The 16,279-nt window shown below is 39.6% G+C and carries 13 protein-coding genes; 6 read left to right on the top strand and 7 right to left on the bottom strand.

Annotated features, from left to right (window positions below; translation table 11 throughout):
* Window positions 1-30: 30 nt before the first annotated feature.
* Window positions 31-1,380 carry a FimV family protein gene (locus I7H67_RS07700; RefSeq protein WP_198307505.1) on the bottom strand — a complete coding sequence of 450 codons (1,350 nt, stop codon included), beginning with the start codon at window positions 1,378-1,380 and terminating at the stop codon, window positions 31-33.
* 148 nt (window positions 1,381-1,528) lie between these two features.
* The gene (asd, locus tag I7H67_RS07695) at window positions 1,529-2,647 is read right to left on the bottom strand and encodes an aspartate-semialdehyde dehydrogenase (protein WP_004794839.1); all 1,119 of its coding nucleotides are present in this window, start codon (window positions 2,645-2,647) and stop codon (window positions 1,529-1,531) included.
* A 187-nt stretch (window positions 2,648-2,834) separates the two neighbouring features.
* On the opposite strand from asd, the gene I7H67_RS07690 reads away from it, so the two are divergent.
* On the top strand, window positions 2,835-3,944 hold the full coding sequence (locus I7H67_RS07690; protein ID WP_198307504.1) for an endonuclease/exonuclease/phosphatase family protein: 1,110 nt from the start codon (window positions 2,835-2,837) through the stop codon (window positions 3,942-3,944).
* Between the two features lie 698 nt (window positions 3,945-4,642).
* Entirely contained in the window at window positions 4,643-5,929 is a 1,287-nt protein-coding gene (gene gltP, locus I7H67_RS07685) for a glutamate/aspartate:proton symporter GltP (protein ID WP_004794835.1), read from the top strand.
* Between the two features lie 58 nt (window positions 5,930-5,987).
* On the opposite strand, the gene I7H67_RS07680 is transcribed toward gltP, so the two are convergent.
* From I7H67_RS07680 to I7H67_RS07665, 4 genes are all read right to left on the bottom strand, one after another.
* On the bottom strand, window positions 5,988-7,088 hold the full coding sequence (locus I7H67_RS07680) for a glycosyltransferase family 4 protein (protein WP_198307503.1): 1,101 nt from the start codon (window positions 7,086-7,088) through the stop codon (window positions 5,988-5,990).
* Between the two features lie 269 nt (window positions 7,089-7,357).
* Window positions 7,358-8,293, bottom strand: coding sequence for an LpxL/LpxP family Kdo(2)-lipid IV(A) lauroyl/palmitoleoyl acyltransferase (lpxL, locus tag I7H67_RS07675; protein WP_198307502.1), 936 nt, complete (start codon window positions 8,291-8,293; stop codon window positions 7,358-7,360).
* A 116-nt stretch (window positions 8,294-8,409) separates the two neighbouring features.
* Window positions 8,410-9,042: a LysE family translocator gene (locus I7H67_RS07670; protein WP_004794830.1), complete on the bottom strand. Its 633-nt coding sequence runs from the start codon at window positions 9,040-9,042 to the stop codon at window positions 8,410-8,412.
* 236 nt (window positions 9,043-9,278) lie between these two features.
* Window positions 9,279-11,189 carry an ATP-binding cassette domain-containing protein gene (locus I7H67_RS07665; protein ID WP_111855546.1) on the bottom strand — a complete coding sequence of 637 codons (1,911 nt, stop codon included), beginning with the start codon at window positions 11,187-11,189 and terminating at the stop codon, window positions 9,279-9,281.
* A 32-nt stretch (window positions 11,190-11,221) separates the two neighbouring features.
* Here I7H67_RS07665 and I7H67_RS07660 point away from each other — a divergent pair, with 32 nt between their 5' ends.
* Window positions 11,222-11,467, top strand: a complete 246-nt coding sequence (locus I7H67_RS07660) for a SlyX family protein (RefSeq protein ID WP_005302092.1) — start codon at window positions 11,222-11,224, stop codon at window positions 11,465-11,467.
* A 54-nt stretch (window positions 11,468-11,521) separates the two neighbouring features.
* On the opposite strand, the gene I7H67_RS07655 is transcribed toward I7H67_RS07660, so the two are convergent.
* The gene (locus I7H67_RS07655; protein WP_198307501.1) at window positions 11,522-12,532 is read right to left on the bottom strand and encodes a zinc-binding alcohol dehydrogenase family protein; all 1,011 of its coding nucleotides are present in this window, start codon (window positions 12,530-12,532) and stop codon (window positions 11,522-11,524) included.
* Window positions 12,533-12,631: 99 nt separating this feature from the next.
* Here I7H67_RS07655 and I7H67_RS07650 point away from each other — a divergent pair, with 99 nt between their 5' ends.
* From I7H67_RS07650 to topA, 3 genes are all read left to right on the top strand, one after another.
* Window positions 12,632-13,009, top strand: coding sequence for a winged helix-turn-helix transcriptional regulator (locus I7H67_RS07650; protein WP_049837928.1), 378 nt, complete (start codon window positions 12,632-12,634; stop codon window positions 13,007-13,009).
* A 148-nt stretch (window positions 13,010-13,157) separates the two neighbouring features.
* Window positions 13,158-13,607 (top strand): hypothetical protein, encoded by a 450-nt coding sequence (locus I7H67_RS07645; protein WP_004794821.1) that lies wholly within the window; start codon window positions 13,158-13,160, stop codon window positions 13,605-13,607.
* Window positions 13,608-13,642: 35 nt separating this feature from the next.
* Window positions 13,643-16,279 (top strand): type I DNA topoisomerase, encoded by a 2,637-nt coding sequence (topA, locus tag I7H67_RS07640; protein ID WP_198307500.1) that lies wholly within the window; start codon window positions 13,643-13,645, stop codon window positions 16,277-16,279.

Below are 16,279 nucleotides of genomic sequence, written 5' to 3'. Positions count from 1 at the left end.
AATATAAAGCGAGCTAACTCCAGTTTTAACTTAATGTTTTTGTTTGTGAGTTTGTTGCTGTGCTTTTAACTGCTGTTGTAACTCTGCCAAACGTGCATTCAAAAGTTGAATACGCTGGTCTTTTAAACGTAAAGTTTGATTTAGTTTGGTTACACTCCTTTGTAATGTAACGTTTTTTTCTCTTTTTGTCATAACTTTTACTGCTAACTCAGTATTGTTTTGACTTTGTTGTGTGCTCTTTTTAGCACTTCCATGTGTAGAATTTTGACTGTTTTCAGCCACGATACTCATTTCTGCTTGTTGCAATCGGTATTTAGCTTGGCCAGAAGATGATTTTGCAGTATGCGTTATTTCAGTTTTTGATTTATTTTGCTGAGTTTTAGCGACAGGAGGGTGTGTGAGTTTTAGAGAAATTCCCTGACGTAAACGGTTTACATCACCTTGAATAAAAGCATGCTGGTTTTGTTTTTGGATATCATGCATGACCTTTGCAACTGGCTGTTTGGTTTTCGCAGCAATACGATTAGCAATACTCCATAAAGACTCATTATGTTGTACTACATATTTACCTGAAGTTACTGGTCCTTTAGATGGACTTAGGGTTTGTTTCTTTGCAGTATTTTGATTGAGATTTTTGGATGGAGTAGTCTTCTTTTGTCCTGCTAAATTTTTAACTGTTGTCTTTGGCGAAGTATGGGCATTTGACTTAGTGATAGTAGGTTTGGTTTGTGCCTGATCGGGCGCCGTACCTGTTACAACTTGTTGAGTTGCTAGAGCTGAAGCGTTTTCACTAAGTGAGGGAGTTAAATTCGTATTTAATGCAGAGGCAGTGCCAGAGCTGATATTAAGGTTTTGTTCACTATTAGAGTTTGTTGTAGTTGGGGTCGAAGTTGATGAAACATATTGGGTACTTTCTGGCAGATTTAATGCAATATCCTTCTCATTAACAACAAACTGAGGAGATAAAGTACTTTCGTTATTTTCAGTCTTTTTTATCGGAGAAGGTTTAATTACAGTTTTAATATGCTGTAAACGCGTTGCAGAGCCTTCACTGATTTTCACAACAATATTAAGTTCAGGATCATTAACAGGTCGGGACGAGGTAATCACAATAACCCCAGAACCTTGTCCATTTTGGCGTGTATAAAAATTAAGATTTCCCGGAGGCTGATGAGTTACACCCAAAGCGCTTAAATCTTCAGGAGTCGCTAAACTCACTTGTAATGTAGCGTTGGGGTCAGCTTGTTGGAAATTCATTTCTGCATATAACAAATCTCCGGGCGCAGACTGAATTTGTATAGGGTCTAATGTAATCGCATAAAGAGAAGGCGAAGACATAATGGTGAAAATGGCAATTTTTAATTTGTTATAAACAGTCATCTCAATCCATGACCTAATAAGTCGTAAAGTCGTTCAAAATTATACAATAATGAAATGTAAATAAATTGTAAAATTTTTACAAACCAGTTACGAAAAAGCCGATCTAATGTGATCGGCTTTTCGTTTTGACTGAATAATTCAGACCAAATTATGAGCTCTTGTATTCTACTAAGATACGTAACATACGGCGTAAAGGTTCAGCAGCACCCCAAAGTAACTGATCACCTACTGTGAATGCGCCTAAATATTCTTTACCCATATTAAGTTTGCGCAAACGGCCAACAGGTACAGTTAAGGTACCAGTTACAGCCACAGGTGTAAGGTCAGTCATAGACGCTTCACGAGTGTTTGGTACAACTTTCGCCCATTGGTTTGAAGTACGAATCATATCTTCGATTTCATCAAGCGGAACATCTTTTTTCAACTTGATTGTCAGTGCCTGAGAGTGACAACGCATCGCGCCAATACGGACACAGTGGCCATCGATTGGAACAATTTGTGAATTACCCAAGATCTTGTTGGTTTCAACCTGACCTTTCCACTCTTCTTTTGACTGACCGCTTTCGAGCTGTTTATCAATATAAGGAATCAACGATCCAGCTAATGGCACGCCAAAGTTAGCAGATGGGAAACCTTCGCCACGTTGTAACTCAGCAACTTGACGATCAATATCCAAAATTGCAGATTTAGGATCATCTAACAATGTTTTGGTATTGTTATATAAGTAGCCCATACCAGTAATTAGCTCACGCATGTTTTGTGCGCCAGCGCCTGATGCTGCTTGATAAGTCATAGCAGTCATCCACTCCACCAAATTGTTTTGGAAAAGTGAACCTACACCCATCAACATAAGCGATACTGTACAGTTACCACCTACGAAAGTTTTGGTGCCGTTAACCAAGCCGTCTTTAATAACGTTAAGGTTTACTGGGTCAAGAACGATGATCGCATCATCTGACATACGTAAAGTAGAGGCTGCATCAATCCAGTAGCCATCCCAACCAGTTGCTTTTAACTGTGGGAAAACTTCAGACGTATAGTCACCACCTTGACAGGTAATAATGACATCCATTTGCTTCAGACTATTAATGTCTGTAGCTTCCATAAGTGCTGGGGCAGTCTTACCACCAAATGAAGGAGCTTCACCACCTGCATTACTGGTAGAGAAATAAAATGGCTCAATATGAGCAAAATCATTCTCTTCAACCATACGTTGCATAAGGACGGAACCGACCATCCCGCGCCAACCGACCAGACCTACTTTCATGTCATTTTGCCTCGGTGCGTTAAAATTGTTAGGGGGAGTTGAGTGTATCAAAAGTGTCCACAACTGCAAGCGTTACAGAAACAAAACACCATGTTTATTGAGTAGAATATCTTGTTTATGTTACATACAAAATTGATAAAGATGACAAAAAATTTAAAAACCAAATCATCTTAAAAGAGAAAATTCAATGATTTATGTCGAAGTTCTAGCTGGTCTGGTGATTTGGTTAAGTTTCTGGTCACTTATTCCTCGTGATGAGTGGTGGTTTCGTGGCGCCGATTTTCCTCGCTTGCAGATTCTATTTGTTGGTCTATTAGCCTTTGTTGGTATGCTGTTTTGGCCTGGCGAATGGAATCTATGGCGTGAAATAGTGCTTGCTGTGCTTATGGCGGCCATCGCCTATCAGCTTAAAATGGTTTTGCCTTATACCTTGCTCTGGAAAAAACAGGTTAAACAGGTCAAATCATCCCAGTTAGACCCACAAAAGCAGATTTCCTTAATTGTATCGAATGTTCTAACCCCAAATGATAAATATTATTTACTTGTTGAGCAGATCAGGACATTAAAACCAGATTTGTTGCTTACATTGGAAAGTGATAAGACTTGGGAAAATGCTTTAAAAGAAATTGAAGAAGATTATCCTTATCGCGTTCCCGTGCCTTTAGATAATTTATACGGCATGCATTTATATAGTCGATTACCTATATCGAATACTGAAGTTAAATTTATTTTAAGTGATGAAATTCCTTCTATTCATACTACTGTGACCTTACGATCTGGTATGCCAGTTCAACTCTATTGTTTACATCCGAAGCCACCGAGTCCAACCGAGGCGAAAGATTCGACTTTACGTGATGCAGAGCTTTTAATTGTTGGCGACCAGATTAAAGACTTAGATGAAAGCTGTATTGTGATGGGAGATTTAAACGATGTAGCGTGGTCACGAACTACGCGGTTGTTCCAGCGGATTAGTGGGTTACTTGACCCACGAGTTGGGCGACATTTTATTAATACGTTTCATGCAGATTACCCATTGCTACGTTGGTCTTTAGATCATATTTTTCATAGTACTGATTTTGGTTTAGTTAAAATGCAGCGTTTACCACATATTGGATCTGATCATTTTCCTGTATATGTTGTTTTGCAGACTGGCCGAATATTTGAACATATTCAAGAGGAATTAGAACAAACTCAAACCGATGAAGAAGAGGCTCAAAGCGCCATACAAGAAGGGATTGCAAAGGCTGAAAAAGAAGAAAAAATTGTGACTGATAAAATTGCACAGCCTTATAAATAAAAAGAATATAAAAATTGATGTAAGCAATATCGTACAGAGATTTGAGTCTAGGGCGAATAGGCAGGGGGGGATAAAAACCTTATTCTACATTCATCGGCACACGGAAACGGGAATGGACGATCCCACGTAAGGATACACAAAGCTGATATGGAATAGCATCACGGATTAGATGTTGGAACGGAAACGATAAAAATAACGATTAACCTGAAAGCACAACCTCATTTACCCGAGTTTTGCAGGACGCAGAACTCGGGTTAATATTTTATATATACCATATTTAATTTATCGTAAAAAAAGAAATATTTTTAAGCTAATCTTAATTTTAAAATCTATCTAATTATAGGTAAGCGCCCATAAGTGCTCGTCTATATCTGAGTAATTTTCAGTGAAAATAGATACAATTTTTTTTTCAGATAAGTTTCTGTTTTTATAGATTATTGATGAATAAATATGGGTTTTCATCTGTTTAGAGATAAATTGGGGTTGTTTAATTAGCAAATCTCAATAGAATGTGCCGATCGTTGACATGTTGGATCGTCAACAGGCATTGTTGTTTATCTCGTCAGATCGGCGAGTTGTGATTTGTTTGTGCATTTAAATTTCTGTTTGGAAATTACTGTACATATTGAGGTTTCACTCTTAGTTAGTGGTCTTCTCCCTCTCATATTTGATACTTTGCGGTGCATAAGGATTGTCTTATGAAGAATTTTAAATTTAGCCTTGCTTGGCAAATTTTAATTGCTTTAATCCTAGGGATAGTTGTCGGGGCTGTTTTACATAACCAGCCTGAAATCAAAGACAGTATTGTAACTAATGTTCTTACGCCACTTGGTAAGATTTTCATTAGCCTGATTAAAATGATTGTTATTCCAATCGTTTTCTCTACCTTAATTTTAGGTATTGCAGGTGTTGGCAGTACGAAAAGTTTAGGGCGACTTGGTTTTAAAACCATTCTCTATTTTGAAATTATTACCACTATTGCTATTTTGGTGGGCTTAGTTGCAGCGAATATCTTCCATCCAGGTTCAGGCATTGATATGTCTCAACTGGTTCAAACTGATATTTCTCAATATAAGCATACAACTGAAGAAGTTCAGTCACAGTCTCATGGCATCATGCAGACAATATTATCGCTTATCCCAACGAACATTATTAGTTCAATGGCGCATGGCGAAATGTTACCTGTGATTTTCTTTGCTGTGTTATTTGGTATTGGTTTGTCTTCATTACCAGCAACAACTAAAGATCCATTATTAAACGTATTTCATGCTGTATCGGAAACAATGTTCCGTGTAACGCATATCATCATGAAATATGCACCAGTGGGTGTGTTTGGTTTGATTGCAGTAACGGTTGCAAACTTCGGTTTCGCTTCGCTTATCCCTTTAGGCAAGTTAGTCGTGTTGGTATATGGCGCGATCTTATTCTTTGCTTTGGTGGTACTTGGTTTAACTGCAAAAATGTTCAGCATCAATATCTTTACTTTGTTTAAGATTTTGAAAGATGAATTAATTTTGGCATATTCAACTGCAAGCTCTGAAACAGTTTTACCGCGTATTATGCAAAAGATGGAAGCTTATGGCGCGCCTAAAGCAATTTCTAGTTTTGTAATCCCAACAGGTTATTCATTTAACCTTGACGGTTCTACGCTTTACCAAAGTATCGCGGCAATCTTTATTGCACAGCTTTACGGTATTGAAATGTCAATTAGCCAACAGGTCATTTTAGTTGTAACTTTAATGATTACTTCTAAAGGTATTGCGGGTGTTCCTGGCGTATCGTTTGTTGTGTTATTAGCAACATTAGGTAGTGTTGGTATTCCTGTAGAAGGCTTGGCATTTATTGCTGGTGTTGACCGTATCATGGATATGGCACGTACCGCATTGAACGTTGTAGGTAATGCACTTGCAGTACTTGTGATTAGTAAATGGGAAAAACAATACGACTATGAAAAAGCAGCAGCTTATGAAGCATCGCTTAAATAAAGCTGACTTTTAATTGTTGTAATAAAAACCCGCGTTGATCGCGGGTTTTTTTATGAGGTTATTTCAGTACAGATTCATATAACGCCAGTGTCTGATCACACATGTCTTTCAAGCTAAACATGGTAACAGGGGCAACGACCTGAGGTTGTTCAATATGCTGTTCCACTGTTTCCAGTAAAGCCTTTTCATTTCCTACTTCAACAAGACCTTGTGGATAGACATTCGATAAAATCTCGGCCACGCCTCCACGGTTCCAGCCAATGACTGGAGTACCGACTGAAAGCGCTTCTAATGCTGTTCTACCGAATGTTTCTGCCTGATTGGATAGAGAGAGCACAATATCGCTAAAAGCGAGCCATTCGCGAATATCTGAGCGATGACCTACAAAGGTAATTTTATCTGCGAGTCCTTTACTTTGAATGGTACTCTGCAACTCACTTAAATAGGCCTGTTTTTTTGCATCGGCACCACCAACAACCACAGCATGTAGCTGAGGATATTGTTCACCTAGTTTTTGCATCAATTCAATTAAACTTTCATGTCCTTTTAAACGTGTAATACGCCCAGGTAAGCAAAGCAAAAACTTATTTTCGAGTTCAGGAAAGTCATTAAAAACTTGATTAAACCACTGTGCTGATGGTTGATAATTATGTGGAAACGCGGCTGGGTCAATTCCTCGATAAATCCGAACAATATCTTGGTGAGGGCAGTTTTTATAATGGTCAGTGATGTATTTAATTACACTGTCTGAAACAGCAATCACTTTTTCGGCCTGCGTCATAATTGCACTATAACGATTGACTGAATAAAAGCCATGCACCGTGCTAATGAGGTGAGGGCGTTTGTTCGCAGGTATTTTTCTTAAAGCAAAGTGAGTCAGCCAAGCAGGTACACGTGAACGTACATGAACAATATCTGGTTGATGCTGTTCAATCAGCTGGCGTAATGGGCGGATTTGCCACAAGCTTGAAAGTGATTTTTTATGAATGGGTAGCGTTAAGTGAGTAGAGCCTTCAGCTTCGAGCTGTGAGACCAAACGGCCACCATTTGAAACAACCAATGATTGGTGGCCTTGTGCAACGAGCGCACGTGCAATTTCTAGTGTGCCGCGTTCTACGCCACCGCTGTTGAGTTCTGGGAGAAGTTGCATCACTTTCATTGTTTTTTGCCTTTAGGTTGTAGCAAAGCGGGATCTTACGATTTTGAAGTCGAAATTTAGAGATTAACCTTCGGTTCGACCTACTTTTGTTTTGGCAAAAGTAGGCAAAACCATTCTCATCCACAAAACCTGTTCACTGCTTGTGTATATCAAATTATATCGCAGAAACAGTATCTTCACTGATTTTGGGCAGGTTGTGGATGATGTTCCCGCGAGTCATATAAATAATGTTGTGCTTACTATCAATTTAAAATTATCACAGCTTTATCTTAATAGATCTCTTCATACCCCTCAGGACGTGTCTTAAATCGACGGTGGAACCACATATATTGAGTCGGTGCGATGCGAAGTTGATTTTCAATAATTTTATTGACGCGTGTTGCATCATCGACTTCATCTTCACTTGGCATATTGTCGACCGCAGGTTCAATTAGAACGTGATATTTCGGGTTCTCAATGTCTCCATGGCGATAGAAATATAAAGGCACGGCGACTGCTTTTGAGATTTTTAATAAGCGGCGGTGTGCAGTTACTGTGGCAGCAGGTACGCCGAAAAACGGTGCCATAACACCTTGTTTAAGTCCAAAGTCTTGGTCGGGGCTATACCAAATTGCATCGCCATCTTTAAGGTGACGAATTAAACCACGCATATCATCATGGTCGATTTGTGCTTTATAAATTGTGCCACGGCAACGATAAATGAGCATATCGAGTAATGGGTTATTTTGAGGTCGATAGACAACATCGGGTTCAAAATATTGCGCACAAACATAGCCGCCTGCATCAAGAAGTGTGCTGTGAGTCCCCAGTAATAAAACACCTTTGCCTTGAGCTTGAGCATTGGTAATGTGCTCTAAACCTTCAATCGTGACTCGGTTTTTAAACCAGCGTGGGCTATACCATGCATTTAAGGTTTCAAATACTCCAAGCATCATATCGACGAAAACTTGTTGAGCTTGTTGTTGAACCTTATCGGCAGACCATTCAGGAAAGCAGACTTCTAAATTACGAATAGTGGTTTTACGGCGTGATTTTAAATATTTCCAAGCTAGATGAGCTACGCCATGCGCCAGACGCAATTGTATGGCCCAAGGTAAAATAGCCAAAAGCATTAAAAAGACAATAGCAATCCAAACACCCCAATATTTAGGCAATAAAAAGGACCATTGAAATTCACCGGGCGTATAAGGCTGCTTTTGGCTCATAACGATATAAAGAGTTCAAAAAGTTAAAACAGGCAAAAGTGTATCACGAACTGAATTTATCGTCGTAATACACTGTTCAATTGAGTGTTAAGAGAGGATGAAATAAGAAGCTTGAGTTATCGGCGATTTTCTAAAAGAATTTTAACAGCGAGTCCTGCTAATACTGTTCCCATGAGCCAGCGTTGTATATTTGCCCAAAGAGGTTTTTGTTGTAGAAAAAGGGCAATGCTACCCGCAGAAAGTACAATAAGCGCATTTACTGAAACGCTGACAAAAATTTGAATCGTACCGAGTTGAATTGATTGCCATAAAATACTGCCTTGTTGTGGATGAATAAACTGTGGCAGTAAAGATAAATACATAATGGCAATTTTCGGATTAAGCAGGTTAGTCGCAAAACCCATTAAAAAAAGTTTAGCTGGGGAGTCTACTGATAAATCTTTTACATTGAAAATAGGAGCGGCATTTGGACGCAGGGCTTTCCATGCAAGCCAGAGTAAATAAATCGCGCCAGCAATACGAATCGTGTCGTAAGCATAAGGAACAGCTACAATTAACGCCGTAATACCAAAAGATGCGCAAAGCATATAAAAGATAAAGCCTACAGCTACGCCACCTAAAGAGATAAATCCAGCGGTTTTCCCTTGGCAAATTGATCGGGAAATAAGATAAATCATATTGGGACCAGGAGTGAGTACCATCGCCAAACAAATTAGTCCAAATGCTAAAATTTGAGAAAGCTCCAGCATGCCAAAACACTCCAATATTATTATGCTGTTAGATATAACATAATTATTTTTATAAGTCCTATATTCAAGCACAAGGCTATTTTAAAATACTAAAAATAGCCAAGATATAATCCATGATAGGAATGTGATTTATAAGCTTTAAGTTTTTAAAAGCTTATATTCACAATATAAAAAAAAGAGCCTGCTTAATTTAAGAAGGCTCTTTTTTTAGAGGCTTTTTAGGAAAGTAAAATGAATTAGTTTCCTTTACTCATTTGTTCAAGCACGTCCCAACGTTCCAATTTTTCAAGCAGTAATTCTTCAATTTCTGCTAGGCGTTGGCTTGCTTGGGTCGCAGCATCTGCATCTTTAACAAACCATGAACCATCTGCAAGTTTCTCAGAAAGTTCTGCTTGTTCCTTTTCTAAGTTTTCAATTTCAGCGGGTAATTGTTCAAGTTCACGCTGATCTTTATAACTCAGTTTGACCTTTTTAACGGTACTTTGGGCAGCAGCTTTTTCCGCTTCAGCTTTCGCCTGAGCTTTTTTAACATCAGATTTTTGATCGACTACTTTGTCATCTGGACGTTGCTGCAAATAGTCTTGGTAGCCACCGATGTATTCTGCAATATTGCCTTTACCATCAAATACCCACGTAGATGTTACTACGTTATCCATAAATGCACGGTCATGGCTAATGAGTAGCAATGTGCCTTTGTAATCAGACAACATTTCTTCTAGAAGCTCAAGGGTCACCATATCCAAGTCATTGGTTGGCTCATCCATTACAATTAGATTCGACGGTTTGAGTAGCAATTTAGCCAGTAAGATTCGATTTCGTTCACCACCAGAAAGTGCCTTTACCGGAGTACGGGCACGTTCAGGTGAAAATAAGAAGTCTTGAAGGTAGCTGTAAATATGACGACGGTTGCCATTTACATCAACGAAGTCAGAGCCTTCTGAAACGTTTGCCATTACCGTTTTTTCAAGGTCTAAGGCATTACGTAATTGGTCAAAATAGGCAACTTCTAACTGTGTACCTGTTTTAACTGAACCGCCATGTTCGATTTCACCTAAAATGGCTTTAATCAACGTCGTTTTACCAACGCCGTTATCACCTACCAAGCCAATACGATCACCACGCATGACAAGGGTAGAGAAATCTTTGATCAGTAAATTATCATCGTAAGCGACACTTAAATGTTCGATATCAAATACTAATTTACCTGAACGATTCGCATCTTGAGTTGCCATACTCACTTTGCCTTGTTGTGAGCGGCGTGCTTTCGATTCTTCACGTAAAGCTTTTAAAGCACGAACACGGCCTTCATTACGGGTACGACGTGCTTTAATACCTTGGCGAATCCAAGCCTCTTCTTCAGCTAACTTTTTATCAAATAAAGCATTCTGTTTTTCTTCTGCTTCCATTTGCTGAGCTTTTAGCTCTAAATAGCGAGAATAATTGCCTTCATAACCTCGTAGAATACCGCGGTCGAGTTCCACAATTCGAGTTGCAATGCTATCTACAAAAGAACGGTCATGCGAAATAAATAGAAGCGTTAAATTATTTTGATCTAATAAAAACTTTTCTAACCATTCAATACTTTCAACATCTAAATGGTTTGTTGGTTCGTCTAGAAGTAATACGTCTGGCTGTGTTAAAAGAGCGCGAGCCAATAAAACACGGCGTTTACGTCCACCTGAAAGGTCTGCTAAGTCTGCATTTGGATCAAGCCCCATTTTACTTAAAAGAGCATTTACCTTATTTTCTAATGCCCAACCATCTAGTTGGTCTAGCTTATGCTGAAGATTACCCATGCGATCACAGGCTTCCATATCTCCTAACATACAAGCGTCGGTTGCTTCATGATAAGCTCTGAGTACTTCAGAAGCTTCGCCTGCACCATCAGCCACAATGTCAGCTACTTTGCCAGAGTCCATTGGAACGTCTTGGGCTAACATTGAAACAGTTAGACCATTTTGAATGGAAACTTCACCAGAATCTGGTAATAGGCTTCCCTCGATCAGTTTAAGTAAAGTAGACTTACCTTCACCATTACGCCCAATTAAACAGACTCGTTCGCCACGTTCTAGATTAAAGTTCGCGCCATCGAGTAGGGCAGGTCCGCCAAAAGCAAGTTGGACATCCCTTAGGGTAATATAGGCCATAATGTTTTCCAGAATCTCAAATGAGGATTTAAATGACTAAACCACCATATCATGATGATCAAGCGTCATTGTCCGCACCCATTGAAGATTTGCAAGTGCGAATTACATTTTTGGATGATTTAGTTGAAGAATTAAATCAACAACTCGCTATTCAGACCCAAGAAATAGCTGATTTAAAAAAACAAATGCAATTTCTTTATCAACGTGTGGAATCATCGGATTTATCGGAAGGTATTGCACCTTTTGACCCATTAACCAATAAACCTCCTCACTATTAATAAAATGGCAAGTTCAATGCTTGCCATTTTATTAGGGAATATCTTCAATTTTACTTAAAAACCATGTAATACGATTTTCCCTTTTGTTGTACCGGTTTCAATTTGCTGATGAACTCGTTTTAAATTTTCAGCATTAATTGGACTTATAACCTCGGTTACGGTCGTCTTGATTTTTCCTTCGTCAACCAGTTTGCTGATTTCATTTAATAGTTCACTTTGTTTTTGCATATCTTCGGTCTGGAACAGTGAACGTGTAAACATAAATTCCCAATGCACCGATACAGACTTCGATTTAAAAGGCTTAATATCTAACTGTGCAGGATCATCAATTAAGCCAAAATGACCTTGTGGTGCAATCAACTCTACGATATCTGATAAATGCTGATCTGTTTGAGTCGTTGAGAATACATATAAAGGTGCAGTTAAGCCTAATTGCTTGATTTGGGCTGCTAAAGGCTCTCGATGATCTAATACATAGTCAGCACCAAGTTGCTTAACCCATTCTTTAGTTTCTGCTCGTGAAGCTGTTGCAATAATTGTTAGGTTAGTCAACTGTTTAAGAAGTTGAATTGTGATTGAGCCTACACCACCAGCTCCGCCAATTACTAATATTGATGTATTTTCTGGGGCAACTTTAGGTACTTGTAACCGATCAAATAACATTTCCCATGCTGTGATAGCAGTTAAAGGAAGAGCAGCAGCTTCAGTTGCTTCTAAAGTTTTTGGTTTATGACCAACAATACGTTCATCAACCAACTGTGACTCACTATTACTGCCTTGGCGATTGAGTGCACCTGCATACCAGACGGCATCTCCAACTTTAAATTGCGAGACTTGATCTCCAATCGCTTCAACGATGCCTACCGCATCCCAACCAAGAGTTTTCCACTGATTATTTTCTGGATTTACATTGTTGCGAATTTTTGTATCAACCGGATTAACTGAAATCGCTTGAATACGAACAAGTAAATCACGACCTTCTGCAACGGGAGTGTCGAGTTCAATATCAACGAGTACTTCTGGTGACGTAATGGAACCTGCTTTTTGATATGCCACAGCTTTCATAATAATAATTCCTCTTGTTGAGAGTTTGATCATAACGTAAGCTTAAATTTAGTGACTACAGACAAATAACGCTCATAGTGTCAAAAAGGATACTGTAAAATGGCAAAACTACGACATTCAAGTTTTGATTGCTCTCCAGGTTGTTCAGTGGAGGCGGCCATTAGTTTGATTGACGGAAAGTGGAAATGCGTCATTCTTTGGCATTTATTTAATGAAGGTACCTTACGGTTTAATGAAATTCGAAAGCGTGTTCCGAGCATTACCCAAAGAATGCTGACAAATCAGTTACGTGAGTTAGAGCAAGACGGAATTATTCATCGGGAAGTTTACCCTCAGGTCCCACCTAAAGTGGAATATTGCCTGACCGAATTAGGGCAAAGTCTTGAGCAAATTTTATTTGCTTTAAAACTGTGGGGTGATGCCCATATCGACCGATTTGGAAAGTTGACGCTTGTTAAGGATGGTCAGAACTCTTAACTATATTTGAGTGACAACATGGCAATTTGCACCGTGAAATACTGATATTTTGGGTCTTGCGATCTTATCGAGCATTATTTTTCTGATGTAACTTGCGTTTTCTGGTCAGCTTATGCAACTCTAATAAAAGAGATTAATAGGTTTTGCTATGGACAATATGGGAATTTGGGTTACCGTTATCATTGTTCTTTTCGTACTAGGCTCCATTTTTGGTTTAAGAGTGAGCCCACGTGAAAAGGCACTTGGTATTATGCGTGATAAAGCCCGAAAAATAGGGTTACATCCACGTGTAATTGTTGCACCTGAATGGACACATGTTCCAATGGCTACTGAAAAACGTGCCAGCATGGTTGCTTATTATAGTGTATTGATTCCTGATGCCCGTTTATCCTTAATGCGTGCTCGCGTTATAGATGGCAAGTTAAAAGTGGTTCAGGGCGATGAGAAATTTAATGATTCTCCCATTGCATTAAAAGGGATTTATGCTATTGATATGCAGGCAAACTGTGTAGGGCTTTATTGGGATGAGGAATCAGACCTAAGAGCAACACAATTAGATGAGATGAAGGCTTATCTGTTGACCTTGGCTAAAGCCTAATTTTTAAATTTATTGGTATAGGAATAACATTTTATATGGCGAATACCTCGCGCTCTGCATCTCAAAGCACAGCATCTACTGCACCTGCTGCACATAAACGTGCCTTAGTGATTGTGGAGTCGCCTGCCAAAGCGAAAACCATCAATAAATATTTGGGTTCGCAATTCATTGTAAAGTCTTCTGTAGGTCACGTACGTGACTTGCCAACAGGCGGCAGTAAATCAACAGAGAAAAAGCCGGCTGCCCGAACTAAACTCACCGAAGCCGAAAAAGAACAAAAAGCTAGTCAGGCTTTAGTTAATCGTATGGGCGTTGATCCTGAGCATGGTTGGGAAGCTCATTACGAAGTTCTGCCTGGTAAAGAAAATGTTGTAGCTGAACTCAAAAAACTCGCCAAAGATGCCGATGCAATCTATCTCGCAACGGACTTGGATAGAGAAGGGGAAGCCATTGCTTGGCACCTAAGAGAAGTGATTGGTGGTGATGACAGCCGTTATCACCGCGTGGTATTTAACGAAATTACTAAAAATGCCATTCAAGAAGCATTTAAACAGCCAACACGTCTAGATTTAAACCGTGTAAATGCTCAGCAAGCACGCCGTTTCTTAGACCGTGTTGTGGGCTTTATGGTTTCGCCATTACTTTGGGAAAAAATTGCCCGTGGTTTATCAGCTGGACGTGTGCAGTCAGTAGCAGTGAAACTGGTTGTAGAACGTGAGCGAGAAATTCGTGCTTTTATTCCAGAAGAATATTGGCAAGTTTTTGCAGATACCCAAGCGAAAAAAGATGAGATTCGTCTTGAGGCATTTAGACAGGCTGGTAAAACCCTTAAACTGAAAAATAAAGCTGAAACTGATGCTTTATTAGATGTTTTAAAAGGTGCTGAATATAAAGTTGCACAGCGTGAAGATAAACCAACTAAGGTTAATCCAAGCGCACCTTACATTACTTCAACTCTGCAACAGGCTGCGAGTACACGGTTAGGCTTTTCTGTGAAGAAAACCATGATGTTGGCTCAGCGTTTATATGAAGCTGGTTTTATTACCTATATGCGTACTGACTCAACTTTCTTGAGTGATGATGCAGTAAGCATGGTACGTGCGCATATTGAAAGCCAATATGGTGAAAAATATTTACCAGCAAAGCCAAACCGCTATGGGAACAAAGCGGGTGCTCAAGAAGCCCATGAGGCGATTCGTCCATCAAATGTTGCACTTACAGGTGATCAGCTTGCAGGTGTAGAGCGTGATGCTCAACGTCTATATGATTTGATCTGGCGTCAGTTTGTTGCGTGTCAAATGACCCCAGCAGAATATTTGTCTTCTACTTTGATTGTTGAAGCAGCGAATGTTGAGCTAAAGGCGAAAGGCCGTACGCTTGTATTTGAAGGCTTTACTAAAGTACGTGGAGCGAATAAGTCAGATGACGATATTATTTTACCTGCTATTAAAGTAGGCGAAATTTTAAAGTTAGAAAAGTTAGATCCAAGTCAGCACTTTACTAAACCACCTGCACGTTTTACTGAAGCATCTTTAGTTAAAGAGCTTGAAAAACGTAGTATTGGTCGTCCTTCGACTTATGCAGCGATTATTTCTACTATTCAGGAACGTGGTTACGTTAAGTTAGAAAACCGTCGTCTTTTCGCCGAAAAAATGGGTGAGATTGTGACGGATCGTCTGGATGAAAGTTTTAATAACTTGATGAACTATGCGTTTACGGCAGACCTTGAAGGACAGCTTGATAAAGTTGCAACAGGCGAGCGTAACTGGAAAGAGTTACTCGATACTTTCTACGGCGACTTTAAGAAACGTCTTACTAATGCTCAAGGCGAGCATGGCATGCGCCGTAATCAACCAGTTGAAGTACCAGCTGTACATTGCCCTGAATGCTCACGTCCAATGCAGATTCGTACGGGTACAACTGGTGTATTCTTAGGATGTTCTGGCTATAACTTGCCGCCTAAAGAGCGTTGTAAGGGTACATTGAACTTAACACCTGTTGAGTCTTTAGCTGCGTTATCTGATGATGATGGTGCTGAAACTGCTGACTTGATGTCAAAGCATCGCTGTGCAAAATGTGGCACTGCCATGGACAGCTATGTGATTGATGGTGGTCGTAAATTACACATATGTGGTAATAACCCTGACTGCGATGGTTTTGAGCTTGAAGAAGGTGAGTTCAAGATTAAGGGTTATGATGGGCCAACGATCCCATGTGATAAATGTGATGGTGAAATGCAGCTTAAGACTGGTCGTTTTGGCCCGTATTTCGCTTGTACAAGCTGTGACAATACCCGTAAGGTCTTGAAAAGTGGTCAACCTGCACCTCCACGTGTAGAACCGATCAAGATGGAACATTTACGTTCAGCGAAACATGATGACTTCTTTGTGTTGCGTGACGGTGCAGCTGGCTTATTCTTGGCAGCGAGTAAATTCCCGAAAATTCGTGAAACACGTGCACCAAAAGTTGCAGAGTTACGTAGTGTGGCAGCTCAGCTTGATCCAAAATATCAATTTATTTTACAAGCGCCAGATGTAGACCCTGAAGGTAATCCAACAATTGTGAAATTCAGTCGTAAGAATCAATCACAATATGTCGGTTCAGAAACCCCAGAAGGTAAACAAACTAAATGGAGCCTAGTTTACCAAGATGGTAAATGGGTTGAGGGCTAA

The sequence above is a fragment of the Acinetobacter sp. ACIN00229 genome (assembly GCF_016106645.1).
Lineage (GTDB): Bacteria > Pseudomonadota > Gammaproteobacteria > Pseudomonadales > Moraxellaceae > Acinetobacter > Acinetobacter oleivorans.
This window is presented reverse-complemented; position numbering and strand designations above follow the sequence as displayed.

Coding starts and splice junctions, on each gene's coding strand:
- I7H67_RS07700 (WP_198307505.1), bottom strand. CDS start 1,380: ATGACTGTTTATAACAAATTAAAAATTGCCATTTTCACCATTATGTCT.
- I7H67_RS07650 (WP_049837928.1), top strand. CDS start 12,632: ATGGCAAAACTACGACATTCAAGTTTTGATTGCTCTCCAGGTTGTTCA.
- I7H67_RS07670 (WP_004794830.1), bottom strand. CDS start 9,042: ATGCTGGAGCTTTCTCAAATTTTAGCATTTGGACTAATTTGTTTGGCG.
- gltP (WP_004794835.1), top strand. CDS start 4,643: ATGAAGAATTTTAAATTTAGCCTTGCTTGGCAAATTTTAATTGCTTTA.
- I7H67_RS07690 (WP_198307504.1), top strand. CDS start 2,835: ATGATTTATGTCGAAGTTCTAGCTGGTCTGGTGATTTGGTTAAGTTTC.
- I7H67_RS07645 (WP_004794821.1), top strand. CDS start 13,158: ATGGACAATATGGGAATTTGGGTTACCGTTATCATTGTTCTTTTCGTA.
- asd (WP_004794839.1), bottom strand. CDS start 2,647: ATGAAAGTAGGTCTGGTCGGTTGGCGCGGGATGGTCGGTTCCGTCCTT.
- I7H67_RS07660 (WP_005302092.1), top strand. CDS start 11,222: ATGACTAAACCACCATATCATGATGATCAAGCGTCATTGTCCGCACCC.
- I7H67_RS07665 (WP_111855546.1), bottom strand. CDS start 11,189: ATGGCCTATATTACCCTAAGGGATGTCCAACTTGCTTTTGGCGGACCT.
- lpxL (WP_198307502.1), bottom strand. CDS start 8,293: ATGAGCCAAAAGCAGCCTTATACGCCCGGTGAATTTCAATGGTCCTTT.
- I7H67_RS07680 (WP_198307503.1), bottom strand. CDS start 7,088: ATGAAAGTGATGCAACTTCTCCCAGAACTCAACAGCGGTGGCGTAGAA.
- topA (WP_198307500.1), top strand. CDS start 13,643: ATGGCGAATACCTCGCGCTCTGCATCTCAAAGCACAGCATCTACTGCA.
- I7H67_RS07655 (WP_198307501.1), bottom strand. CDS start 12,532: ATGAAAGCTGTGGCATATCAAAAAGCAGGTTCCATTACGTCACCAGAA.